19 protein-coding genes and 1 tRNA gene are annotated in these 24,003 nt (G+C 39.2%); 18 read left to right on the top strand and 2 right to left on the bottom strand.

Annotated features, from left to right (window positions below; genetic code table 11):
* Positions 1–244: 244 nt before the first annotated feature.
* Positions 245–2,017 carry a 30S ribosomal protein S1 gene (gene rpsA / locus KMW37_RS03485; protein WP_215223189.1) on the top strand — a complete coding sequence of 591 codons (1,773 nt, stop codon included), beginning with the start codon at positions 245–247 and terminating at the stop codon, positions 2,015–2,017.
* Positions 2,018–2,154: 137 nt separating this feature from the next.
* On the opposite strand, the gene KMW37_RS03480 is transcribed toward rpsA, so the two are convergent.
* Both KMW37_RS03480 and KMW37_RS03475 read right to left on the bottom strand, forming a co-directional pair.
* Entirely contained in the window at positions 2,155–3,027 is an 873-nt protein-coding gene (locus tag KMW37_RS03480; RefSeq protein ID WP_215223188.1) for a DUF72 domain-containing protein, read from the bottom strand.
* Between the two features lie 182 nt (positions 3,028–3,209).
* A tRNA-Cys gene (locus KMW37_RS03475) sits at positions 3,210–3,280 on the bottom strand.
* A 372-nt stretch (positions 3,281–3,652) separates the two neighbouring features.
* Here KMW37_RS03475 and KMW37_RS03470 point away from each other — a divergent pair.
* From KMW37_RS03470 to KMW37_RS03390, 17 genes are all read left to right on the top strand, one after another.
* Entirely contained in the window at positions 3,653–4,912 is a 1,260-nt protein-coding gene (locus KMW37_RS03470) for a c-type cytochrome (RefSeq protein ID WP_215223187.1), read from the top strand.
* Between the two features lie 40 nt (positions 4,913–4,952).
* Positions 4,953–8,042, top strand: coding sequence for a TAT-variant-translocated molybdopterin oxidoreductase (locus tag KMW37_RS03465; protein WP_215223186.1), 3,090 nt, complete (start codon positions 4,953–4,955; stop codon positions 8,040–8,042).
* Between the two features lie 18 nt (positions 8,043–8,060).
* Positions 8,061–9,425 (top strand): NrfD/PsrC family molybdoenzyme membrane anchor subunit, encoded by a 1,365-nt coding sequence (gene nrfD / locus KMW37_RS03460; protein ID WP_215223185.1) that lies wholly within the window; start codon positions 8,061–8,063, stop codon positions 9,423–9,425.
* Positions 9,425–9,955 carry a DUF3341 domain-containing protein gene (locus KMW37_RS03455; protein ID WP_215223184.1) on the top strand — a complete coding sequence of 177 codons (531 nt, stop codon included), beginning with the start codon at positions 9,425–9,427 and terminating at the stop codon, positions 9,953–9,955. Before nrfD ends, KMW37_RS03455 begins: the two co-directional genes overlap by 1 nt.
* A 14-nt stretch (positions 9,956–9,969) precedes the next feature.
* Positions 9,970–10,596, top strand: coding sequence for a c-type cytochrome (locus KMW37_RS03450; RefSeq protein ID WP_215223183.1), 627 nt, complete (start codon positions 9,970–9,972; stop codon positions 10,594–10,596).
* Between the two features lie 2 nt (positions 10,597–10,598).
* Entirely contained in the window at positions 10,599–11,966 is a 1,368-nt protein-coding gene (locus tag KMW37_RS03445) for a quinol:cytochrome C oxidoreductase (protein ID WP_215223182.1), read from the top strand.
* 24 nt (positions 11,967–11,990) lie between these two features.
* A complete protein-coding gene (locus tag KMW37_RS03440; protein WP_215223181.1) occupies positions 11,991–13,019 on the top strand; it encodes a cytochrome c oxidase subunit II in 1,029 nt (342 codons plus the stop codon).
* A gap of 27 nt (positions 13,020–13,046) precedes the next feature.
* Entirely contained in the window at positions 13,047–14,942 is a 1,896-nt protein-coding gene (locus tag KMW37_RS03435) for a cytochrome c oxidase subunit I (protein ID WP_215223180.1), read from the top strand.
* The gene (locus KMW37_RS03430; protein WP_215223179.1) at positions 14,923–16,005 is read left to right on the top strand and encodes a COX15/CtaA family protein; all 1,083 of its coding nucleotides are present in this window, start codon (positions 14,923–14,925) and stop codon (positions 16,003–16,005) included. Before KMW37_RS03435 ends, KMW37_RS03430 begins: the two co-directional genes overlap by 20 nt.
* Positions 16,002–16,907 carry a heme o synthase gene (cyoE, locus tag KMW37_RS03425; protein ID WP_186757489.1) on the top strand — a complete coding sequence of 302 codons (906 nt, stop codon included), beginning with the start codon at positions 16,002–16,004 and terminating at the stop codon, positions 16,905–16,907. The genes KMW37_RS03430 and cyoE overlap by 4 nt, the downstream gene beginning before the upstream one ends.
* The gene (locus KMW37_RS03420) at positions 16,907–17,488 is read left to right on the top strand and encodes a cytochrome c oxidase subunit 3 (protein WP_215223178.1); all 582 of its coding nucleotides are present in this window, start codon (positions 16,907–16,909) and stop codon (positions 17,486–17,488) included. The genes cyoE and KMW37_RS03420 overlap by 1 nt, the downstream gene beginning before the upstream one ends.
* Before the next feature lie 25 nt (positions 17,489–17,513).
* On the top strand, positions 17,514–18,284 hold the full coding sequence (locus KMW37_RS03415; RefSeq protein WP_215223177.1) for a cytochrome c oxidase subunit 3: 771 nt from the start codon (positions 17,514–17,516) through the stop codon (positions 18,282–18,284).
* A gap of 22 nt (positions 18,285–18,306) precedes the next feature.
* A complete protein-coding gene (locus KMW37_RS03410; protein WP_215223176.1) occupies positions 18,307–18,636 on the top strand; it encodes a cytochrome C oxidase subunit IV family protein in 330 nt (109 codons plus the stop codon).
* Positions 18,637–18,676: 40 nt separating this feature from the next.
* Complete coding sequence (locus tag KMW37_RS03405) at positions 18,677–19,381, top strand: SCO family protein (RefSeq protein WP_246581312.1); 705 nt, start codon at positions 18,677–18,679, stop codon at positions 19,379–19,381.
* A complete protein-coding gene (locus KMW37_RS03400; protein WP_215223175.1) occupies positions 19,368–19,919 on the top strand; it encodes a DUF420 domain-containing protein in 552 nt (183 codons plus the stop codon). Before KMW37_RS03405 ends, KMW37_RS03400 begins: the two co-directional genes overlap by 14 nt.
* A 43-nt stretch (positions 19,920–19,962) precedes the next feature.
* Positions 19,963–20,199, top strand: a complete 237-nt coding sequence (locus KMW37_RS03395; protein WP_246581311.1) for a hypothetical protein — start codon at positions 19,963–19,965, stop codon at positions 20,197–20,199.
* Between the two features lie 83 nt (positions 20,200–20,282).
* Positions 20,283–24,002: an ATP-binding protein gene (locus tag KMW37_RS03390; RefSeq protein WP_215223173.1), complete on the top strand. Its 3,720-nt coding sequence runs from the start codon at positions 20,283–20,285 to the stop codon at positions 24,000–24,002.
* Position 24,003: the final 1 nt, after the last annotated feature.

The raw sequence follows: 24,003 nt of genomic DNA, 5'->3' as shown, positions 1-24,003 counted from the left end.
GGCTGTTTTTTGCGTGATACGACTGGTAACTTATTGAAATACAGTAATTATTTATTGAGTTGATATACTTTTTAGCTTCTAATTTTTTTAAGTGATACTATTTCAAGTTGTAAAATTTCCGTACCTTTGCAGTCCGTTCGAGTGGGCGGTTCCTATTTTCCTTTTTTGGGATCTAGGGATTTCACAACTAAAAACCTCAGCCTGAAGACTCTAGGGTTGTTGAAAATCAGAGTCGTTTACTAATATGTCTAATAAAGAAGATTTTAACTGGGACAAGTTCGAAACCAAAGGTTTTGGTGAAGGTTACACTTCTGCTGAGAGAGCGGAAATGGAAAAACTTTATGACCAAACCTTGACTGAAATCAGTGAGAAGGAAGTAATCAAAGGTACTGTTGTTGGTGTCAATGATAAGGATGTTATCATCAACATTGGTTTCAAATCTGACGGTTTGGTACCAAGAACTGAATTCCGTGACCTTCCTGATCTTAAGATCGGTGACGAAGTAGAACTTTTCATTGAAGAGCAAGAAAATGCTTTGGGTCAGTTGGTTCTTTCTAGAAAGAAAGCCAAAATGGTTCGTGCATGGCAAGACATCGAAGATGCGCTTGAGAACGACAATGTGATCGAAGGTCTTGTGAAGAGAAGAACCAAAGGTGGTTTGATCGTAGATATCTACGGTGTGGAAGCCTTCTTGCCAGGTTCTCAAATTGATGTGAAGCCTATCAGAGACTTTGATGTCTATGTAGGTAAGAAAATGGAAGTGAAAGTGGTTAAGATCAACCACGCTAACGATAACGTAGTAGTTTCTCACAAAGTATTGATCGAAAAAGATCTAGAGAAGCAAAAAGCAGAAATCCTAAACAACCTAGAGAAAGGTCAGGTATTGGAAGGTGTGATCAAGAACATGACCAATTTCGGTGTATTCATCGACTTGGGTGGTGTAGATGGTCTACTTCACATTACAGATATCTCTTGGGGCAGAATCAACCATCCAGAAGAAGTGCTTAACCTTGACGACAAAGTTCAGGTTGTGGTACTTGACTTTGATGATGACAAGAAGCGTATCTCTTTAGGTATGAAGCAACTTACTGCTCATCCTTGGGATTCTCTTTCTGCTGAATTGGAAGTTGGTTCTAAAGTGAAAGGTAAAATCGTTAATGTTGCTGACTATGGTGCATTCCTTGAGTTAGCTCCGGGCGTTGAAGGTTTGATCCACGTTTCTGAGATGTCTTGGTCTCAGCACTTGAGAAACCCTGCTGATTTTGTTAAAGTAGGAGACGAAATTGAAGCAGTAGTACTTACTTTGGACAAAGACGACAGAAAAATGTCTCTTGGTATCAAGCAATTGACTGAAGATCCATGGACTAAGCAAGATATGGTGACTAAGTATGCTGTAAGTACTAAGCACAAAGGTGTGGTAAGAAACTTGACTAACTTCGGATTGTTCCTTGAGCTTGAAGAAGGTATCGACGGTCTTGTACACGTTTCTGATCTTTCTTGGACTAAGAAAATCAAGCACCCATCTGAGTATGTTAAGGTAGGGGATGAATTAGAAGTAATCGTTCTTGAACTTGACGTTGACAACAGAAGATTGGCCCTAGGTCATAAGCAATTGGAAGAGAATCCATGGGATACTTTCGAAGGTATCTTCCCGGTAGGTTCTGTTCACAAGTGTACTGTTGTTTCTAAAAACGACAAAGGTGCGGTTCTAGAGCTTCCTTACGGATTGGAAGGATTCGCTACTATCAAAAACCTAGAGAAAGAAGATGGTTCTCAAGTTGAAGTTGGAGAGTCTCTTGACTTCAGAGTAACTGAATTCTCTAAAGATGATAAGCGTATCGTTCTTTCTCATACTGCTACTTTCAAAGAAGAAGCTATTCCTGCTGCTAAGCCAGCTAAGAAAGCTGCTCCTAAGAAGAAAGCTGCCGGTACTGAGCCTCAAGAGAAATCTACTCTTGGTGACCTAGATGCTCTTTCTGCTTTGAAAGAGAAAATGGAAGGTGGAGATAAAAAATAAGCATTAGCTTATTCCGCTATAAAAGTAAAAGCATCCCGAGAAATCGGGATGCTTTTTTTGTTTTTGGGACTGTTGAGAAAAGTTTATTAATAATATTGTGATTCATGCCATGGCTCAAAGTCATGGCATGAATGTTATTAATTGTTCTCGTTGGGTATTTTTAGGCTTAGATTAAATTGCTTGTTCAGTTTTTTTATGAGGTAGGCGGAAAGGAGTGGAGATTCCTTTTCAATGTTTTGATGAACAAAAAAGTAGAGTTTTTGCAATCCCATCTCTCGCCAGCTGATGATTCTTTCCAGCCAATCATCCAATCGCCTGTAATCGCTATCAGCATTAGCTCCTACATAACGAATAAATGCAGTGTCATTGGTTAGTCTCATATGGAGCATGTCCCTTCTGCCTGCTGTATCGACAACAATATTCGCCCGATTGTTTTCAACCAATAGATTACAATATTTGTTCAGGACCTCTTCATTGGCGAACCATTCGGCATTTCTTAATTCCAAGGCTAGTGGGATTTCAGGAGGGAATTCATTAACGAACTTCTCAACCCTGTCAAAATCCTTTGGTTTGAAATTGTCGTGCATTTGAAGAAAAGTCATGCCCAGCTTGTCTTCAAAGTTTGCAATGGCGTCGGAGAAGGCCATAACTGGTTCTTGAACATTGATCAGTCGTTTGAAATGGCTGACGGAATTGGGGATTTTTGGGAAGAATTTAAAGCCTTCAGGTGTTTTGTCAGCCCATGTCTTTACTTGATCGATGCTGGGAGAGCTATAGAACGTGGCATTGAGTTCAATGGAATTGAATTGGGTGGAGTAATAGGTAAGTTCGTCCTTGGTGCCTCTTGGGTAGAACCCTTTCAGGTCAGACCTGTTCCATTTGGCGCATCCCACATAGACTTCAAAAGGGCTGTCTGATTTATGTTTGTTGAGGATGTTTTTTGTTTCCGGATGGTCTTCCGGCAAGGTAAAATCTATAGCTGATGGATCTTCAACACTTCCGAATTTCATGCTTTGGTCTTTTAAGTTTTATGGACTTTTAATTTAAGAAAAATATAGAAAGAATGAACGTTCTCTTTGACTAAAGGTTGTCCGCCAGATCGAAAGATGGTGAGTGGATTTGAGTTTTGGTGAAAAGAGAGAATTGGGTTAAAAAACAGAAAAGCATCCGCCATGGCGGATGCTTTTTGGGGAGGTCGAGAGCGGATTCGAACCGCTGTACAAGGTTTTGCAGACCTCTGCCTAGCCACTCGGCCACTCGACCATATCAGATTTGAGTTGCAAATGTAGGAGATAATTTTTCATATGCAAAATTCCTTTACTTAAATTTTAGTGAATTTTCAAGCGGTTTGTAATGCTTGCAAATTTCATAATTGAGCTTTTGAGTAAATTAGCCTAGGAAAATGGGGTATGTAGGAACTATTTACACGAATTGGGTTATTTATAAAAATTCTAAATAACCCAATTGGGTGGGATAATAAGGTTAAATGGCTGTTTATCAGGTGTTAAAATGGTTTTTACGGGGATTGATAAAAAAGGTTAGGCTAAGTGTACGGGTTTGAAAAATAGAAGTTGGGTAGTACATTTGTGGGGAGTTTTAAAAACCGTGAAATAAACTGATTAAAGAGTTATAAATATGTCAATCAAACGCTCATTATTAAGTGTTCCCTTCAGATTTTGCAACATGGCGTTGATTTTTTTCCTTTTGATAGGAATTAATGCTTTTGCTGCTGATCCTGGAGTTTCTGATAGTGAAGAGGCTGTTAAGGCCGGAGAGTCACTATTCAATGCCAACTGTAAGACCTGTCACAAACTTGATCAGAAGTTTACTGGCCCAGCCTTGCGCGGGGTGAGTGATCGAAGAGAGATTGCGTGGATCCAGGCATTTGTTAAAAACTCACAAAAAGTGATCCAAGAGGGTGACCCTGTTGCCAATGAGCTTTTCGCTGAGTTTAATAACACGGTTATGCCAGCTCACCCGTTCTTGAGCGACGATGATATAATGAACTTGCTTTCTTATATCGAATTCGGCGGTAAAGAAGAGGTAGCTGCTGCGGGTGCTGCAGGTGAAGGTGCTCAAGCTGGCGCTGCTGCAGGTGGTGTTCCAAGCGAATACCTTACAATTATTTTAGCGGTTTTAGTTTTAGTGTTGTTGTTGATCTTGATCGTTTTGGGATTGATTGTTTCTGTATTGAGCAAATACTTGAACAAGCAACATTTGGATGAGGAAGATAAAGAGTTTATCAACCAAAAAACTGATTTCAAAAAAGTATTAAAGAGTGATGCATTTGTCATTATCATTACCGCCTTGGTGGTAGCATTGGTGGCGAAGACAGCTATTGACGGACTTTTCACGGTAGGGGTCCAGCAAGGATATGCACCAACTCAGCCGATTGCATTCTCTCACGAATTGCATGCAGGTGAAAAAGAAATTGAATGTCAGTATTGCCATACTGGTGTTGAAATCGGTAGATCAGCCAATATCCCTTCTCCAAATATCTGTATGAACTGTCATATGCATATTCAGAATGTAGGTGGAAAAGAGGGCGTTTCTCCTGAAATCCAAAAGATATACGATGCGGTAGATAATAATCAACCAATAGAGTGGGTGAGAGTTCACAACTTACCTGATTTGGCATACTTTAATCACTCTCAACACGTGAATGTTGGAGGGATTGAATGTCAGACTTGTCATGGTCCTATTGAGGAGATGGAAGTAGTACGCCAGCATAGTGCCCTAACCATGGGTTGGTGTATTGACTGTCACAGACAGACAGAAATCAAAACTGCTGGTAATGAGTACTACGATAAGTTGGTACAATTGCATTCAGAATCTAAGGATGCCCTGAAGGTGAAAGACATCGGTGGGTTGGAATGTGCTAAGTGCCACTATTAATTAAAAAATCTTTTAAGAACATTCTTTTCTTTAATATAAAATGAAAGAAAATAAAAAGACATACTGGAAGGGATTAGAACAGCTGACAAACGATCCGGAATTTGTAAAGAATGCAGATCGGGAATTTCCTGAGTACCTTCCAATAAGCGGACAAGAAGAGGGAGGTTCATCAAGAAGGGATTTCCTAAAATTGATGGGATTCAGTATCGCTGCTGCTTCATTGGCAGCTTGTGAGGCTCCTGTTAGAAAGGCTATTCCTTACGTGAACAAGCCAGTAGATGTAAATCCTTCTATTCCTAATTATTACGCTTCAACCTTTGTTTCTGGTGGAGACTATGCTTCTGTAGTAGTTAAAACCAGAGAAGGTAGACCTATCAAAATTGACGGTAACAAGCTTTCCCCAATTACTCAAGGTGGTGTAAATGCCATCGTGGAAGCTTCTGTATTGTCGCTATATGATAAAGAAAGATTAGCCAGCCCATATAAAAATGGTGAAAAATCAGATTGGGCTACTATAGATAAAGAGGTTGCCGCAAAGCTTAAGGCTGCCGGCAATGTTAAAATTGTTACTAATACTATATTGTCACCGTCTACAGATAAAGCTATTGGGCTTTTGTCAGAGGCTATTGGTGGCGCGGAGGTTGTAACTTATGATGCCGCTTCTACTTATGGTATTACTAAGGCCAATGAAACTTACTACGGGGTAAATGCACTTCCTAGTTATAGCTTTGATAAGGCTGATGTTATCGTAAGTTTTGGAGCTGATTTCTTAGGTACCTGGATTTCTCCAATTGAATTTGCTAAGCAATATTCAAAAGGAAGAAAGATTTCTAAGGAAAGCCCTAACATGTCTCGTCATTACCAGTTTGAATCAAACCTTTCATTGACTGGTGCTAACGCTGACTACAGAACTCCAATCAAAGCTTCTCAAAGTGGATTGGCTGTATTAGCGCTTTATAACCTGATCGCTAAGAAAGCTGGAGCTGCTACTGTAAAGGGAGCTGCCGTTGAAGTTGCTCACTTGAGTAAAGCAGCTAATGAACTATGGGCCAATAAAGGTAAGTCGTTGGTAGTTTCTGGTTCTAATGATCCCAATGTTCAGATTGTGATCAATGCGATCAACGAACTTCTTGGAAATAATAATTCAACTATTGACTATAGCAATACAGCTTCTTTCAAAAAAGGAAATGATGCTGGAATGGCTAAGTTTGTAGCTGATCTTGCTGCTGGTAGGGTAGACGGAGTGTTGTTCTACAACTGTAACCCAGTTTACGATTACCCACAAGGTGAAGAATTAGGAGCAGCAATTGCTAAGGCAAAGGTATCTGTAAGTACCAATGCTACAATGGATGAAACAGCTTCTGCCGTTCAGTACATTGCTCCAGATCACCACTACTTGGAGTCGTGGAATGACTTCCAACCAAAAGCTGGTGAATTCAGTTTATCTCAGCCTGCTATTTCGCCACTTTTTGATACGAGACAAGCACAAGACTCTTTCTTGACTTGGGCAGGTGCTACTACTAATTATTACGACTTCCTTCAAGAAAATTGGGCTGCTATGTTTGCTGCTCAAGGTGAAACTGCTGCTTTCCAAGAAAATTGGGATAGAGCACTTTATAATGGCGTTTATTCTATTGAAGTTCCTGCTTCTGAAGAAGCTTTAGTAGGCACTGGAGATATTAATGCTGCAGCTGCGGCAATTGGAAAAGCTTATTCTGCTTCTAATGCAGGTGCAGAGCTAGTGGTTTACCAAAAAGTAGGTATCGGTGTAGGTACATTTGCCAACAACCCTTGGTTGCAGGAAATGTCCGATCCAGTTACTAAAGCTACTTGGGATAACTACTTGACAGTATCTCAAAAATGGGCAAATGAGCAAGGCTTAAAAATGTTTGAAGGAGCCACTCAAAAAGCCAAAATCACTGTAAACGGTAAATCACTTATTGTACCGGTATTGATCCAACCAGGACAGGCTGAAGGTACTATTGGTTTGGCGCTAGGTTACGGTCGTACTAAAGCTGGTAGAGTAGCCAATGGAGTAGGGGTTAACGCTTACCCATTATTGGACAACTCTAAAGGCTTTGTTAATTATGATATTACTTCTGGAGTAAGTATTGAGCTTACTTCTGATACTTATAAAATTGCACAAACTCAGACGCACCAAACTTATATGGATCGTGGAAACGTGATTCAGGAGTCAGTTTTGTCTGAGTACAAAAAGGATCCATCTGCTGGTAGGGTTTCTCCAGAAATCTACAAAGATGGGGAATTTGTAAAACCATCTAAAGTATCCCTTTGGAGCGGTCACAAATATAGCCAGCACCACTGGGGCTTGGCCATTGATATGAACTCTTGTATTGGTTGTGGTGCTTGTACCGTAGCTTGTCAAGTAGAGAATAACGTGGCTGTAGTAGGTAAGCAGGAAGTGCTTAACCGTAGAGAGATGGCTTGGATCAGAATTGACCGTTATTACAGCTCTGATGCTGAAGCGGGAGATTTGGAAGGATTGGAAAAAGCTTCTGACAATCCAGAGGTGACCTTCCAGCCAATGATGTGTCAGCACTGTAACAATGCTCCATGTGAGACGGTATGTCCGGTAGCTGCTACCACCCACAGTTCTGAAGGTCTTAACCAAATGACCTACAACAGATGTATCGGTACACGTTATTGTGCTAACAACTGTCCTTATAAAGTAAGAAGATTTAACTGGTTCAAATACCACGATAATAAAGACTTCTCTCAAGTCAATGTAGCTCAAAACGATGATTTGGGTAAAATGGTGCTTAACCCAGATGTGACCGTAAGGGCCAGAGGGGTTATGGAGAAGTGTAGCTTGTGTGTTCAGCGAATCCAATCAGGTAAATTGGCTGCTAAACGTGAGAAGAGGAAGATTAAGGATGGAGAAGTAACTACTGCTTGTGCCGTAGCCTGTCCTACTGACGCCTTGGTATTCGGTGATATGAATGATCCTAACAGCCAGGTTTCACAATTGTTGAAGATTGAAGAAAATACTACTTCAGCAGTGAAAGAGGTTAACGAGGAGAGAGCATACCATGTATTAGAGGAAATCAACGTAAGCCCTAATGTATGGTACTTCACCAAGATTAGAAATAAGGACAAAAAAGAAGCGTAAATAATAATTTTATAAGATATGCAGGTTACTTCATCCGTACGCGAGCCGTTAGTTACGGGCGGTAAAACATACAAAGACGTTACCCATGACGTTTCCAGACAGGTGGAAGGCAAGCCAACAGTGGGTTGGATGCTTGGTTTGGCTGTGGCTATTGGGACCTTATTGCTAGGTGGCATAGCTGTGGGAGCTACTGTTTGGGAAGGTATTGGTATGTGGGGATTGAATAAGACAGTAGGTTGGGCATGGGATATCACCAACTTCGTTTGGTGGGTAGGTATTGGTCACGCTGGTACTCTGATTTCAGCGGTACTCCTTCTTTTCAGGCAAAAGTGGAGAACTTCCATTAACAGAGCAGCAGAAGCGATGACGATTTTTGCCGTTATCTGTGCGGCGATGTTCCCAGTACTTCACATGGGTAGACCGTGGTTAGGTGCTTATTGGGCATTGCCACTTCCAAACGTATTTGGTTCTCTTTGGGTTAATTTTAACTCGCCATTGCTTTGGGACGTATTTGCGATCTCTACTTATTTCTCTGTGTCATTGGTGTTCTGGTACATTGGTTTGATTCCGGATTTTGCTACCATCCGAGATAGAGCAACTGGTTTAAGAAAAACTATTTATGGAGCGCTTAGCTTCGGTTGGACTGGAGCTGCCAAATCTTGGATGCACTATGAAGCAGTATCCTTGATCCTTGCAGGTTTGGCTACACCGCTTGTACTTTCAGTACACACTATCGTATCCTTTGACTTTGCTACTTCAGTGATTCCTGGGTGGCACACCACGATTTTCCCTCCATACTTTGTTGCAGGTGCGATCTTCTCAGGTTTTGCCATGGTATTGACCTTGATGATCATCACCAGAAAACTATTTAAGTTGGAAGATTATATTACAATGGTGCACATCGAATTGATGAACATCGTAATCATCATCACAGGTTCTATTGTTGGTATTGCTTATATCACTGAGTTCTTTATCGCGTGGTACTCAGGTGTAGAAGCGGAGCAATATGCCTTTATCAACAGAGCTTTTGGACCTTACTGGTGGGCTTACTGGTCTATGATGACTTGTAACGTAATTTCTCCACAACTTTTCTGGTTCAAGAAAATCAGGACTTCTATTGTGTTTACTTTCCTTCTTTCTTTGGTAGTAAATATTGGTATGTGGTTCGAGCGTTTTGTAATTATTGTAACCTCACTTCATAGGGACTTCTTACCATCTTCATGGGCAATGTTCTACCCAACTTGGGCAGATGTTGGAGTTTACCTATTCACCTTTGGTTTATTCTTTACCTTGTTCTTGTTATTTGCTAAGTTCTTCCCTGTAATCAACATGGCCGAGGTGAAATCAGTATTAAAGTCTTCATCTGAAAAAGGAAATAAATAATGGAAAGAGATACGAATTTTATCCTCGGTATTTATGAAGATGAGGATGTTTTAAAAGATGCAGTAACCAAGGTGCGTGAAGGTGGAGTTAAAATCCATGAGGTGTTTACACCATATCCTGTTCACGGTCTTGAAGATGTATTAGGATATAAAAGAAGTAAGTTGCCAATTGCGGCCTTTTTGTTTGGTATGTTAGGAACTTGCTTGGCCTTGACCATGCAGATCCTAATGATGTCTGTTGACTGGCCAATGATCATCGGTGGTAAGGACCATGCTCCACTACCAGATTTCATTCCTGTAACCTTCGAACTTACGGTATTATTGGCTTCTTTCGGTATGGTGGGTGTATTTATGGTGAGCAGTAATTTGAAGCCATGGGCACAACCTCGAATTTTTGATTTGAGAAGTACTGATGACAAGCATGTGATGGCCATTGATATTGCCAACAATGCCAACATTGAAGAAGCTAAGATCAAAGAATTGCTTCAAACTTCAGGAGCTTCAGAGGTGAATAATAAAAGTTTTGAATAGGTAACATTGAAGATATGAAAATTATTAAGTCCATATATTTAGTTGCGCTTTCTGCTGCTTCTTTGGGAGTAGTATCTTGCGGGGCTTCAGGCGATGATCAGGGGCTGGAATATGCTCCTCAAATGTACCACTCTGTAGCTTATGAGCCACTTACTCAAATTCAAAATGAAGAAGCTGGAAGCTGGTTGTCAAACAGAGAAGATGGAAAAGGTGAATTTTTCAATAGTAATGTTCACAATCCGCACAATATGAATATGAGAGAACCTGTGGCCAACACAGTAGCTCGAAATAAATATGACATGCTTCCTTACAGACTGAAAGTAGCTGATTTGGAAGGTGCCGATGCAGTTGAAAACCCAGTTGAATTGACTGATCAGGTATTGGCAGACGGTAAGCGTTTGTTTACCCAATACTGCTCACCATGCCACGGTGCTAGTGGTCAAGGAGATGGTAAAGTAGGTGAAGTAATCGGTGGTGTTGCTAACCTTACCGGTGGTGCTTACATCAACCTTACAGAAGGACACATTTTCCATGTCATCACACACGGAAAAGGTAGAATGGGAGCTCATGGTTCTCAGATCTCTCCTGAGAGAAGATGGAAAATTGTTCACTATGTTAAACAAGAAATTCAGAAACAATAATAATGGCGCACGTTACAAATTTTAACCTGGATCAAAAATTTGACTTCACGGCTGCCCTGAAGAAAACCATCATGATGGTTGGAGGTATTGGGGCGATCTTGTTGGTCATTGGTATCTTCACTTCTATGGGAGGTGATTCACACGGTGGACATGAAGCTGCTGGTCATCAGACTGAACATGTAGCTGCAGCAGACGGTCACGGTGATGCACATGCTGCTGAGGCAGGACATGAGGCTGGTGGACATAATGAATTCCATTGGTCTAAGCGTTTTTTCGCTAATCTTTGGATCAATAATGTATACTTTGCTGGTATTGCCATTATTGGTGTTTTCTTCTTTGCTATTCAATATGCTGCTCAAGCTGGATGGGCTACAGCTATCTTAAGGGTAATGATCTCTTTTGGTAACTGGCTTCCGTTTGCAGCTATTTTGATGATTGTTACTTATTTCATTGCAGGTCATGACTTGTTCCACTGGACTCACCATGATATTTTTGTAAAGGATAGCGGTCATTATGATTCTATTATTGACGGAAAAGGTGGATTCTTCTATTGGCCAATGGCCAAAGGTAGCTTCCCTATTTTCTGGGTAGCTAGATTGGTGATTTTCTTTGGACTTTGGATCTTCTTCTTCAACAAATTGAAAAGCCTTTCTTTCCAAGAAGATATCAACGGTGGTGATAGCTACTGGTATAATATGAGAAAATGGTCTGCTATTTTCTTGGTAACATTTGCTGTATCTTCTTCAATTGGTGCTTGGGACTGGGTGATGTCGATTGATACTCACTGGTTCTCTACACTATTCGGATGGTACGTATTTGCATCTTGGTTTGTAGCTGGTCTTTCTTCAATTTGTTTGGTAACGATCATGTTGAAAGAGAGAGGATACTTGGAGATGTTCAATGAAAACCACCTACATGATTTGGGTAAATTCATTTTTGGATTCTCTATCTTCTGGACTTACTTGTGGTTCTCTCAGTTCTTGTTGATCTATTATGCCAATATCCCTGAGGAATCTGTTTACTTCCTGGAAAGATTGAATAGTGATAAGTATGGTTCATTTATATTTGTGAACATTATCCTAAACTTTGTATTGCCGTTCTTGGTTTTGATGACCAGAGATGCTAAGAGACACACGATATTCTTGAAAGTTGTTTGTACTTTGATTATCGTAGGTCACTGGGTTGATTTCTTCTTAATGGTTCAGCCAGGTACATTGGGACACAATGGTGGAGTAGGATTTATGGAAGTTGGTATGTTCTTATTATATGGTTCAGTAGTGATTACTGTAGTGTTGACAGGTCTTGCTAAGAAGAACCTTATCGCTAAGAACCACCCAATGTTGGAGGAAACTTATCATCATCACATTTAATACGTATCCGAAAAAGATAAAATTATGTACGGATTTCTTATTGCACTAGGTGTTTTATTATTAGTATCCATCATCTGGATGGTATACAGGATACAAACTTTGGTTTCTGTAGTAAAAGGTTCTGAAAAGAAAATCGCTACTGGAAGTAATAAAGTTAATGCAGCGCTTTTCGTTGTTTTCCTTTTAGCGGCTGGAGCTTTGATGTTCTGGTATTCTATTAAAGAATTCGATAATTATACACTACCTCTCGCTTCAGAGCATGGTGTGGTAACTGATCAATTGTTCTGGGTGACCATGGCTATTACTGGTGTGGTTTTCATTATCACCCATATCCTTTTGTTTTGGTTTAGTTATAAGTATCAATACAAAGAAGAAAGTAGAGCTGCTTTCTTCCCTGATAACAATAAATTGGAAGTGATCTGGACTGCAGTTCCAGCCTTAGTATTGACAGTTTTGATTGTTTACGGATGGAAGTCTTGGACTGATATTACTGCTCCTGCTCCTGAAAATGCTCATGTTGTAGAGGTAATGGGATATCAGTTTGCTTGGGAATTTAGATACCCAGGTAAGGACAATCAATTAGGTAATTATGATTATAGGTTGATCAATCCATCTAATTCTAGAGGTATTGACTTTACTGATAAAAATGCCTTGGATGATTTTCCAGCTCAAACTGTAGTTATTCCAAAAGGAGAGCCAGTTTTATTCAAGATTAGATCTAGGGACGTACTTCACTCTGTTTTTGCTCCTCATATGAGATTGAAAATGGATGCAGTACCAGGTATGCCTACTAGATTCTGGTTTGTACCAACCAAAACTACTGCTGAGATGAGAGCTGAGTTGGGCGATGATGAATTTGTGTACGAAATTGCTTGTACAGAAGTTTGCGGTGGCGGTCACTTCTCCATGAGAAGAGAAATTGAAGTAGTGGAGCCAGCTGAGTACCAAAAGTGGATGGCTGAGCAAAAAACGTTTATTGAAATGGATCCTGCTTTGATCGCTGATGCTCCGGCTGAGATTAAAGAATTGGCTCAGATTCAAAGCGGTGAATAAGATATAACTTGATATAATAAAATAATTATGGCAGTAGCTAACATATCAACGCACGGTACTACGGCACATGATCATCACGATGATCATGCTCATAGTGATAATTTTATCACTAAGTATATCTTTAGTACCGACCATAAAATGATTGGTAAGCAATTTTTGGTTACCGGTATGGTATGGGCATTAATCGGTGGTTTCCTTTCTATCCTTTTTAGGTTACAGTTAGGTTTCCCTGACATGGACATGACTTTCTTGAAACCTATCTTAGGTGGATGGATTGATGAGTCTGGGGCTTTGGATACCAATTTCTACTTGGCTTTGGTGACAATGCACGGAACCATTATGGTATTCTTTGTATTGACAGCTGGTTTGAGTGGTACTTTCTCGAACTATTTGATCCCATTGCAGATTGGTGCTAGGGATATGGCCTCTGGGTTTATGAACATGCTTTCTTACTGGTTTTTCTTTGTAGCTGGTGTGATCATGTTTATCTCCCTGTTCATCTCTACTGGTCCTGCTGGTGGTGGTTGGGTAATCTATCCTCCATTGTCTGCTTTGGAGCAAGCTATTCCAGGTTCTGGATTGGGTATGACACTTTGGTTGGTGGCTATGGTATTCTTTATTGCCTCTCAGCTTTTGGGTGGTATTAACTATATCACTACCGTAATTAACCTTAGAACTAAAGGAATGTCTTTCTCAAGACTTCCATTGACAATTTGGTCATTCTTCTTGACTGCAGTCATTGGTTTGTTGTCATTCCCAGTATTGTTCTCTGCAGCGTTATTATTAGTTTTCGATAGAAGTTTCGGTACTTCTTTCTATTTGTCTGATATCTATATCGGTGGTGAAGCGCTTCCAAATACAGGAGGTAGTGCCGTATTGTTCCAGCACTTGTTCTGGTTCTTAGGTCACCCTGAAGTATATATTGTATTGCTACCTGCTTTAGGTATTACATCTGAAGTAATTGCTACTAATTCAAGAAAGCCAATTTTCGGTTACAAAGCGATGATTTTGTCAATGCTTGGTATTACTGTATTGTCTTTCGTAGTATGGGCTCACCATATGTTCGTGTCAGGTATGAACCCTTTCTTGGGATCAATCTTTATGTTCTTGACATTGATCATTGCTGTACCTTCTGCAGTTAAAGTATTTAACTATTTGACTACACTATGGAGAGGTAACTTGGTGTTTACACCAGCTATGTTGTTCTCTATAGGTTTGGTATCTTTCTTTATCTCTGGTGGTCTTACCGGTATTTTCCTTGGTAACTCTGCTGTAGATATTCAGCTTCACGATACTTATTTCGTGGTAGCTCACTTCCACTTGGTAATGGGATCAGCTTCATTCTTCGGTTTGATGGCTGGGGTTTACCACTGGTTCCCTAAGATGTTTGGTAGAATGATGGATGCCAAATTGGGCTATATCCATTTCTGGTTGACATTTGTTGGGGTGTATATGGTGTTCTTCCCAATGCACTATATCGGTATTGCAGGATTCCCAAGGAGATATTATAGCTGGACTAACTTCAACTTTGCAGATATGTACACTGATCTAAACATGTTTGTATCAGCTGCAGCTATCGTTACATTTGCTGCTCAGTTTATCTTCTTGTTCAATTTCTTCTATAGCATGTACAAAGGTAGAAGAGCTCCTCAGAACCCTTGGAGATCCAATACTTTAGAATGGACTACACCAGTAGAACCTGGTCATGGTAACTGGCCTGGAGAAATTCCTACGGTTTACAGATGGCCTTATGATTACTCTAAGCCTGGTGCTAAGGATGATTTCATCCCTCAAACTGTACCGTTGTCTTCTACTCCTGAATCTAACCTTCCTCACGAAGCTGAGCAGGTTAAATTGGAAAGAGAAATTATGGCTGAAGAGGGTAGTGATGTCCTTGTAGCTAATGAATCAAAAGAAGCTTAAAAATATTAACAGCTTTCGCAGGATCAGTCTGATCACTGTGATAGCTGTTTATTTCTTGATTTTGGTCGGAGGGATAGTGAGAAGTTCCGGTTCCGGAATGGGTTGTCCTGATTGGCCTAAATGTTTTGGGAGCTGGGTGCCTCCTACAGAGGTGAGCCAACTTCCTGATAATTATCAAGATATCTATCTCAACAAAAGGTTAGAGAAGAACGAAAGGTTTGTCAAAATGCTTCATAGCCTAGGTTTTCATAAGAAAGCTGATGAAATAAAGCATGATAAGGCAATACTTATTGAAGGTGAGTTTAATGCTACCAAAACCTGGATTGAATACCTGAACAGGCTTACTGGAGCTATTATCGGACTATTGGTTATTGCTACCTTTATCTATTCATGGAAGCTTCGTAAAGAAGATAGTACACTTACTTTGCTTTCTTTCTTGAATTTGATACTGGTTATTTTCCAAGGTTGGATAGGTTCTATAGTTGTTTCAACCAATCTTTTGCATTGGATGATAACTGTCCATATGTTGTTGGCCCTGTTGATTGTTTGTTTGTTACTCTATATCCATTATAGGGCGAATAGAATCAATCATACTGTCAAACAACAATTGGATAAGCCTGGTAATTTATTTGCCCTTTTATTAGTGGCATTTATATTAATGGTTGTACAGGTAATTTGGGGTACTCAGGTTAGAGAGCAGATAGATATGGTTGCTGCTAGGTTAGGAAATCTTTTTCGTTCGGAATGGATTGGACTACTTGGGATCGACTTTATCATTCACAGATCTTTCTCTTTGATCTTGCTAGGAATACACCTTTTGTTTATTTATAAAGTATATAAAGTCTCCTTTAGGAGATCTAATATCTTTAAGTGGTCACAAATATTAGTGGCATTGATCTTATTTGAGATTGTCACTGGAGTAGGTATGGCATATTTTGGTATTCCCGCTTACCTTCAGCCAGTTCACCTATTGGTGGGTTCGTTGATTATAGGAGTTCAATTTGTGATCCTGTTACAGTTAAGAGATCAGAATAGAATAGTGTTAAATACAACCAATTCATGAGGACAGTTAATTTATCTGAAGCGTCCTTAATTGACAGCATATTGATCCGCTCGAAAGCTTATTATGAATTGATAAAATTCAGGCTTTCAGCATTAGTTACTTTCTCTGCTGTGTTCGGGTTTATTTTAGGAGACAGTGGGGTGATGTTTTCTTGGGGCAAGTTCTTTGCACTAATGGTAGGAGGATTCCTGATCAGTGGTGCTTCTGGAGCTGCTAACGAGATACTGGAAAGAGATTACGATAAATTGATGAAAAGGACCCAAAACAGGCCTTTACCATTAAATATTATCTCTTTAAATGAAGCGTATTGGTTTACAGTGATTGTGGCCTTGATTGGTATTAGCACATTATGGTTCTTTACCAATCCTATTACTACTGGTTTGGGTATACTGAGCATGATCCTATATGTTTTTGTATACACCCCTTTAAAAAGAGTAGGTCCAATTGCGGTATTTGTAGGAGCGATTCCAGGTGCCATGCCTCCTTTATTGGGATGGACAGCTGCTACAGGAGCTATTACCTATGAGGCTTTGATTATCTTCGGAATTCAGTTTATCTGGCAATTTCCACACTTTTGGGCCATTGCTTGGGTAAGTGACGAAGACTATAAAAAGGCTGGCTTCAAATTGCTTCCTTCAGGCGGAAGGAAAGATTTGAATACAGCCATACAAATTATGATTTATACTCTGTTTCTACTGCCATTGGGCTTGTTACCAAGCTACTTTGGTTTGACAGGGTTGAATTCAGGAATTGTAGCAACGATTTGTGGGGTGTTGTTTTTGGCACAGACATTCTCTTTAATGAGAGACTGTTCAAGAAAATCGGCTCTAAAGATCATGTTTGGTTCATTCCTTTATTTGCCGATTGTGCAGATAGCTTATTTATTAGATAAAATACCATAATGGAAGAGAAATTAGCATACACTGAAGGAGCTGAGCAGCCAATTGCTATGCATCCTAAGAAGTTTGCCCTGTGGTTATTTATCGTTAGTGTAGTGATGATATTTGCCGCTTTGACTAGCGCATTTATTGTAAGACAGGGAGAGGGGAACTGGTTGGATTATAGTCTGCCGGAGGTACTGTGGTTTACATCTGCAGTGATTTTATTGAGCAGTGCCAGTATGCATTGGGCATATGTTTCTGCCAAGAATGATCAGATAGGTAATTTGAAGATCGCTTTGACTATTACTACTGTATTGGGTTTGACCTTTTTGGTAGGACAATGGTTTAGCTGGGAAGCTTTGGTAGAGCGGGATGTTTATTTCGTTGGAAATCCTGCTGGCTCATTTATGTATGTGCTGACTGGATTGCATGCTGCCCACTTGATAAGTGGTGTGATATTTCTAATTATTGTATTAATTTCGTCGTATAGATATAAAATACATTCTCAGAGGATGAATACCATGGAAATGTGTGCTACTTATTGGCACTTCCTTGGTGGTCTCTGGATTTATTTGTTTGTCTTTTTATTATTGAATCATTGAAATATAAAGTTAAAATCTAGAATATATGTCATCGACTGCAATTGAAATCAACTCCAAGAGAGGAACATGGGGTGGTGGAAATGAGCCTTTGAAGGCCAGCTATGGAAAGCTTATGATGTGGTTTTTCCTACTTTCCGACATCTTTACTTTTGCCGCTTTCCTAATTACCTATGGTGCAATTAGGGTAAGTTATCCGGCTTTTTCTGGTCATATTAAGGAGTTTACTCCTTCTAATGAGTATTGGCCAGTTCCTGAAATGATTTTTGATGCTGTACCATTTATTCACGGAGTACATGCTCCTTTGGTATTCGTAGGTATCATGACTTTTATTTTGATCATGTCTTCTGTAACCATGGTATTGGCAGTTGAAGCAGGACATAGGAATGATAAGGATGATGTTGTAAAGTGGTTGCTATGGACTATCGTTGGTGGTGCTACTTTCTTGAGCTGTCAGGCTTGGGAATGGAGCCACTTTATCCATGGTACAGATGGAGGTACTTTAATGACTTATGTGAATTCATTTGGTCAGACTATAAGCGAGACAGTATTTGGTGCTAACCTTCATGTAAATGAATATGGCCCAGCTCCATTCGCACAGTTGTTCTTTTTCATTACCGGATTCCACGGATTCCACGTTACAATTGGTGTGGTATTGCTTTTCTTAGCTTTTTACCAAGCTGCTGTAGGTGTATATGAAAGAAGAGGTCATTATGAAATGGTCGAAAAAATTGGTCTTTACTGGCACTTTGTAGATTTAGTTTGGGTATTTGTATTTACCTTCTACTATCTTGTCTAACCTCTAAAAATATTAATTAGCTATGTCATCACTTGAAAATAAAAGCACCTTGGAGGTTTTGCCTCGTAATAAGGAAAAGATCAAAAAGATTTGGAAGACTGCTTTAATCTTATTGGTTATTACATCAGTTGAGTTCCTTTTGGCCTTTACAATGGAAAGAGGAATGTTGTTATTCGCAATTTTCGTTGGACTGACAATTGTAAAAGCTTCTTATATCATGATGGAGTTTATGCACTTGAAAGATGAGTCTAAAGTATTGTTTTGGTCCATCATGCTTCCATTGATCTTCTTGGTATGGTTGCTGATAGCACTTTCCAAAGAAGGAGCGGAAATCTTTATGTTGAGATGGTAATCCAAAAATAAATTCATTTAAAAAAAGTAGGTTGGAGGGAATGCTTCCAACCTACTTTTTTGTTTGTAGTGGAGATATGAAAGTGGTAAGACTATTGCAAGGAATGGTGCTCATCTGCATTTTGATGGTGCCAGTATTGATTATATTGTTTCTCCGTAATTTTGGGGAAAATGAATATGAAATTCCAATTCTCTACGAGAATGGCATTCAAGACCCGTTTGGTGATTGTAAACTAGATTCTGTTGGGCAACATTATATTCCCCAGTTCGAATTTGTAGCACAGGACTCCAGTAAGATAGGTAAATCAGAAATGATGGGCAAAGTAACCATTGTGGATTTTTTCTTTACCAGTTGCCCAAGTATATGTCCTGTAATGTCATTGGAAATGGAAAGGGTGCAGGATGCCTTTAGAAATGAAGAACAGGTACAGCTTTATTCAATAAGTATAGATCCTGAATATGATACTCCTGAAGTGCTTAAGAAGTACAGTGAATTACATGGTGCTCAGGAAGATAAATGGTTCTTCTTGAATGGGCCTAAAGATCAAGTATATGATTTGGCAAGGTGTGGTTTTGTTTTGCCTACAATTGATGGGCAAGGCATACCGGAAAACTTCACCCATAGTGATAAACTGGCATTGATTGATGGTGAGGGAAGAATTAGGGGCTATTATAGTGGGACTAGCAGAGAAGAAGTAGATTTATTGATTTTGGAGACAAAAATATTGTTATATGGAAAGCAATAATATAGCAAATCCCGCAGAGAAAGGGATGTATAAATTGATTACGGTTATTTCTGTATTGATACCGGTAGTTGTGGCCATCTTACTATTTATGCCGGCCAAGCTTGATTTGGCTAGTGAATGGGTTTATTTCTTACCTCATCTTAATGCTGTAATCAATTTCTCAGCCAGTTTGGCCTTGATTGCGGGGTTGATATTTATTAAGAATAAAATGATTCCGTACCATCGAGCGAGTATGACCATTGCATTTGGATTGGGAGCTATTTTCTTGGTATCCTATGTGATCTATCATGCATCTGCAGAAAGCACCAGTTTTGGAGGTGAAGGTATTATCAGAACAGTATATTTTATAGTTTTGATAAGCCATATTATTTTGGCAGCAGTGGCATTATTCCCTATTCTTTTGGCCTATTATTATGGAACTAAAGGAATGGTCGAAAAACATAAAAAGATCGTAAGGTATGCATATCCTATTTGGCTTTATGTGACCATTAGTGGCGTAGTGGTGTATTGGATGATCAGTCCTTATTATAACCATTAAACTAAAAGGAGATTACAGACGTTTGAATATTATGCTACGCTTAATGAAAAAAGTATATTTTAGTTTCTTATTGGTCATTTTACCTCAAGCTTTTAGTTTGGCGCAATGTGCCATGTGCCGTGCCTCGGTAGAAAATAATGTGTCCAATGGTGATACTACCGTTGGCGCCAGTTTAAATATGGGCATTCTTTATCTATTTGTGGCCCCTTATTTGCTAGCAGGTATAATCGGTTTCTTGTGGTACCGAAATTCAAAGAAAAGGAAAAGACAAGCTATATAAAGTAATTTGAAGTATATAAATAAAAAAGCAAAGTTTGAAAATCAACTTTGCTTTTTTACTTTTAGCCTACTGTGAAATAAATTATGCTTAAGAAAAGAAGGCTCATATTAATTTTTGCGATCATTTCAATGGCGATCGTGTTGGCCATTAATTTTTTTTCCAGTCCTTTACATCCAGAAAAAAGGGCAATTCAAAAGATTGAAGAAAAAATTCAGACCATCGCCAATGAGTTCGATGATGATTTTATTCAGCTTTTGATGAATAACAGGCCCGAAAAGCAGATTTCCTTTAGCACACTTAATTTCCCTTCCCAGCATCCTTTTTATATGTATAGTGAGGATGGCAAGCTATTATATTGGTCCAATATCACCATGATTCCTGATTTTGAGGTTTTCAAAACAGGGGCCAATTATAGACCTTATCAGTTGATAGATAATCAAAAGGGAACTTATTTTAGTAGAGTAAGGAGGGTGATCAGGAACAATAAGGTTTATTGGATGGCTCAAGTCTATTCACTGAATGATAAGGTGGAAATAGATAATGAGTATTTGCACTCCGGCTTTAACCAAGAAATCTTTGGGAATGACCGCTTTATTCTAGCCTCAGATCCTATGTCAGGATATGAGAATATTAAAGCTGAAGACGGTACTTTTTATTTTTCGATTTCACTGAGAAGTGGGTATAAAGCAGTAGGTAATAAGTCCAATACAGCATTGATCCTGTTTTTCTTTTCCTTAACAGGCTTGGTGTTTATTCTTGGGGGAGATTTTGTGATGAGGCTTTGGAGGAAAGGTAATAAAAAAGTGGCCTTATTTTATACCATATCTATCTTGGGAAGTGTCAGGGCAATTATGCTGATGTTTAATTTTCCTCAGGATTATTTTGATCTTTCTCTTTTTGATCCTTATTACTACGCATCATCTCTGTTAAATCCGAGTTTGGGAGATTTGTTGCTAAATGTAATCGCAGTAATTATTGTACTGGCGATGTTGATAAGCTTATTGGGAAGAAGACAGGTGATATTGGGCTTTGCCAAATTCCGTCAACAGAAGACCCACTGGGTTTATTATTTGCTGGCCTATTCGCTTTCTACGGTGTTTTTGTTTCTGTTCTTTCTGCTTTTTACCAATATATCAAATAACTCCCAGTGGACACTTAGTATTCTGGATATTCCAACATTCGATTATTTGAAAGGAATAAGTATTTTGATTTTGTTTTTAGGAGGCGCTACCTATATGTTGTTTACTTTGATGTCCATTCATTTGGTCTTTTATAAAAGTAGGTGGCAAAAAGCCTATGCGCTCAGGATCTTAATGCTGTTTTCCGTCCCTTTTCTAGTTGTCGCTGGCTATTTTGATTTTATCTATTTGGTTGTTTATACAGCCCATCTGATCCTTTTGGTGGCCATTATTACTTTTGAATTGTATGATAATGTGTTCAAGCTTCAATTGAATACATTCTTGACTTTTTTCTTTGGCTGTTTAATGGGAGCAGTCATTACTGGAGCAGCTTCCTATCAGGACTTTAGGAAGCGGGAGATTTTGTCAAAGATTAAATTGGCCAATCAGGTCTTATTAAAGAATGATGTTATGGCTGAGTTCCTGCTAAGTGATGTGATAGATAGGATAGAAGATGACCTTTTCATAAAGAATAAAATGCTGGATCCTTTGGGGTCTAAAACACCCATTGTCCAAAAGATAGATAAGATATATTTGCCCAATTATTTTGATCAGTATGACCTCAACGTGATGATTTTTAACACTAAGGGAGAGGATGTGCTGAACCGTGGTAATGAGAAGAAACTGGATGATTATCGCTATCAATTTATGAACAGTGATTATGCGACAAGTGTTCGGGAGCTGTTTTTCGTAAAAGGTAATGAAGGTATTGAAGGAAATAGATTCTATGCCTTTGTTGGTATGTATAAGGAAGATTTGTTTCTAGGAACCATAGTGTTGGAGCTTGTACAAGAAAGGGTTCAGTCTACTAGTGTATTCCCCAAGTTACTATTGGATAAAAAGTACGCAGAGGATATTTATGACAGGAATTTTGACTATGCTGTGTTTTCTGATGAAATTCTGCAATATAGTGTAGGGGTTTTCAATTTTAGGGATCCTGAAGTAGCCAATTTATTGGAAAATGAGAACCTGTATACAACTGGTGTATTTAAAAACCAGTACCATCATTATGCAGTGAAGATTCAGTCCAGGACAATTTTGATTTCCAGTCCCATTTATCCCTATAATTATGTATTGGCTGATGTGTCCTTTTTCTTCGTCTGCTATATAGGTCTTACCCTGTTCTTTATAGCTCTTTATGTGTTGATTACTGGTTTAGGTAAGATGCAATTTAACTACGCAACAAAGATCCAGTTTTATCTGAATTTCGCGTTTTTTGTTCCCATGTTAATCATAAGTGGGGTGTCGATAGGATTGCTGAGTGATTCTTATATGGAAGATCTCCATAGGCAGTATTTTGACAAGGCAGGGATTATAAGAGATTATCTGGCCAAATATTTGGAAGAAGAAGTTAAGGGAACCATGGACAGGGATGATTTTCTGACTGAGGTCCACAATTTATCCAGTACAACGGCTTCGGATATTAATATTTACTTCCCTGATGGTAAATTAATGGTTACCAGCCAACCAAATATTTTTGAGAAAAAGGTGCTTACAGAATACCTTAATCCCATAGCTTATGCTGAAGTGATCGAAGCTCAAAATAACAGGGTGATTTTGGATGAGAAGGTAGGAGATCTGGATTATAAGACGGTTTATTTGGCATTAAGAGATATTAAACGCCAAGATGTCTTGGGGATCATAGCCATTCCATTCTTTGAGTCAGAAGATGATCTGAATGTACTTATTGTGGATGTGTTCAGTACCATAATCAATATTTTTGTGGTCATCTTTATTATCTTTTTGGTAGTGTCCTTCTTTGCCTCCAAAAAGTTGACCGATCCCTTTAAGCTGCTTACTCAAAAGCTTAAAACCACCAATTTGGAGGATAATGAGCCTATGTACTGGCCGATAAAAGATGAAATCGGTCTTTTGGTGAATGAATATAACAATATGCTCTTTAAGCTCGAAGCCAGTAAGAAGGTATTGGCATCCAATGAAAAAGAGTCTGCCTGGAGGGAAATGGCCAAGCAAGTTGCGCATGAAATTAAAAATCCATTAACACCAATGAAACTGACTTTGCAGCATCTTTTGAGGTTGCAGGCAGAGGGAAGGATAGATGATCCACAGAAGCTTCGCAAGCCAGTGAATAACTTGATCAATCAAGTGGACACTTTAAGTGATATAGCTTCTTCTTTTTCCACTTTTGCCAAAATGCCATTGCCTAAAAACGAAAGGATGGATTTTCAATTGGTAGTATTCAATGCAGTAGAGCTTTTTAAAAATCATGAAAGGGGGAAGGTAGTTCTTAGAAATAAGGCTAAAAAGAGGTTGCCAATTATGGGTGATGATAAGCTTTTTGGGCGGGTGATTTCCAATTTGATCATCAACGGAATACAATCGGTGGAAGAAAATGAGTTGGCTTATATTGAGGTGATACTGACCGTAAACGGGGGATGGGTTAATCTCGAAGTGAAAGATAATGGCCGTGGAATTCCAGAAGATTTAATGGATAAAATATTTATTCCTAACTTCAGTACGAAAAGCGAGGGCTCAGGATTGGGCTTGGCCATAGCAAAAAGGGGAGTAGAAACAGCCGGAGGTAAAATTTGGTTTGAATCCGAATTAGGGAAGGGAACCTCCTTCTACTTAACTTTTCCCTTGTTAGATGGCCCCAAGAACTGAT

The organism is Echinicola shivajiensis, assembly GCF_018642165.1.
In the GTDB taxonomy this organism is placed as follows: Bacteria; Bacteroidota; Bacteroidia; order Cytophagales; family Cyclobacteriaceae; genus Echinicola; species Echinicola shivajiensis.
The sequence above is the reverse complement of the archived record's forward strand: the minus strand, read 5'-3'. Positions and strand labels throughout refer to the sequence as shown.

Coding starts and splice junctions, on each gene's coding strand:
- rpsA (WP_215223189.1), top strand. CDS start 245: ATGTCTAATAAAGAAGATTTTAACTGGGACAAGTTCGAAACCAAAGGT.
- KMW37_RS03480 (WP_215223188.1), bottom strand. CDS start 3,027: ATGAAATTCGGAAGTGTTGAAGATCCATCAGCTATAGATTTTACCTTG.
- KMW37_RS03470 (WP_215223187.1), top strand. CDS start 3,653: ATGTCAATCAAACGCTCATTATTAAGTGTTCCCTTCAGATTTTGCAAC.
- KMW37_RS03465 (WP_215223186.1), top strand. CDS start 4,953: ATGAAAGAAAATAAAAAGACATACTGGAAGGGATTAGAACAGCTGACA.
- nrfD (WP_215223185.1), top strand. CDS start 8,061: ATGCAGGTTACTTCATCCGTACGCGAGCCGTTAGTTACGGGCGGTAAA.
- KMW37_RS03455 (WP_215223184.1), top strand. CDS start 9,425: ATGGAAAGAGATACGAATTTTATCCTCGGTATTTATGAAGATGAGGAT.
- KMW37_RS03450 (WP_215223183.1), top strand. CDS start 9,970: ATGAAAATTATTAAGTCCATATATTTAGTTGCGCTTTCTGCTGCTTCT.
- KMW37_RS03445 (WP_215223182.1), top strand. CDS start 10,599: ATGGCGCACGTTACAAATTTTAACCTGGATCAAAAATTTGACTTCACG.
- KMW37_RS03440 (WP_215223181.1), top strand. CDS start 11,991: ATGTACGGATTTCTTATTGCACTAGGTGTTTTATTATTAGTATCCATC.
- KMW37_RS03435 (WP_215223180.1), top strand. CDS start 13,047: ATGGCAGTAGCTAACATATCAACGCACGGTACTACGGCACATGATCAT.
- KMW37_RS03430 (WP_215223179.1), top strand. CDS start 14,923: ATGAATCAAAAGAAGCTTAAAAATATTAACAGCTTTCGCAGGATCAGT.
- cyoE (WP_186757489.1), top strand. CDS start 16,002: ATGAGGACAGTTAATTTATCTGAAGCGTCCTTAATTGACAGCATATTG.
- KMW37_RS03420 (WP_215223178.1), top strand. CDS start 16,907: ATGGAAGAGAAATTAGCATACACTGAAGGAGCTGAGCAGCCAATTGCT.
- KMW37_RS03415 (WP_215223177.1), top strand. CDS start 17,514: ATGTCATCGACTGCAATTGAAATCAACTCCAAGAGAGGAACATGGGGT.
- KMW37_RS03410 (WP_215223176.1), top strand. CDS start 18,307: ATGTCATCACTTGAAAATAAAAGCACCTTGGAGGTTTTGCCTCGTAAT.
- KMW37_RS03405 (WP_246581312.1), top strand. CDS start 18,677: ATGCTTCCAACCTACTTTTTTGTTTGTAGTGGAGATATGAAAGTGGTA.
- KMW37_RS03400 (WP_215223175.1), top strand. CDS start 19,368: ATGGAAAGCAATAATATAGCAAATCCCGCAGAGAAAGGGATGTATAAA.
- KMW37_RS03395 (WP_246581311.1), top strand. CDS start 19,963: ATGAAAAAAGTATATTTTAGTTTCTTATTGGTCATTTTACCTCAAGCT.
- KMW37_RS03390 (WP_215223173.1), top strand. CDS start 20,283: ATGCTTAAGAAAAGAAGGCTCATATTAATTTTTGCGATCATTTCAATG.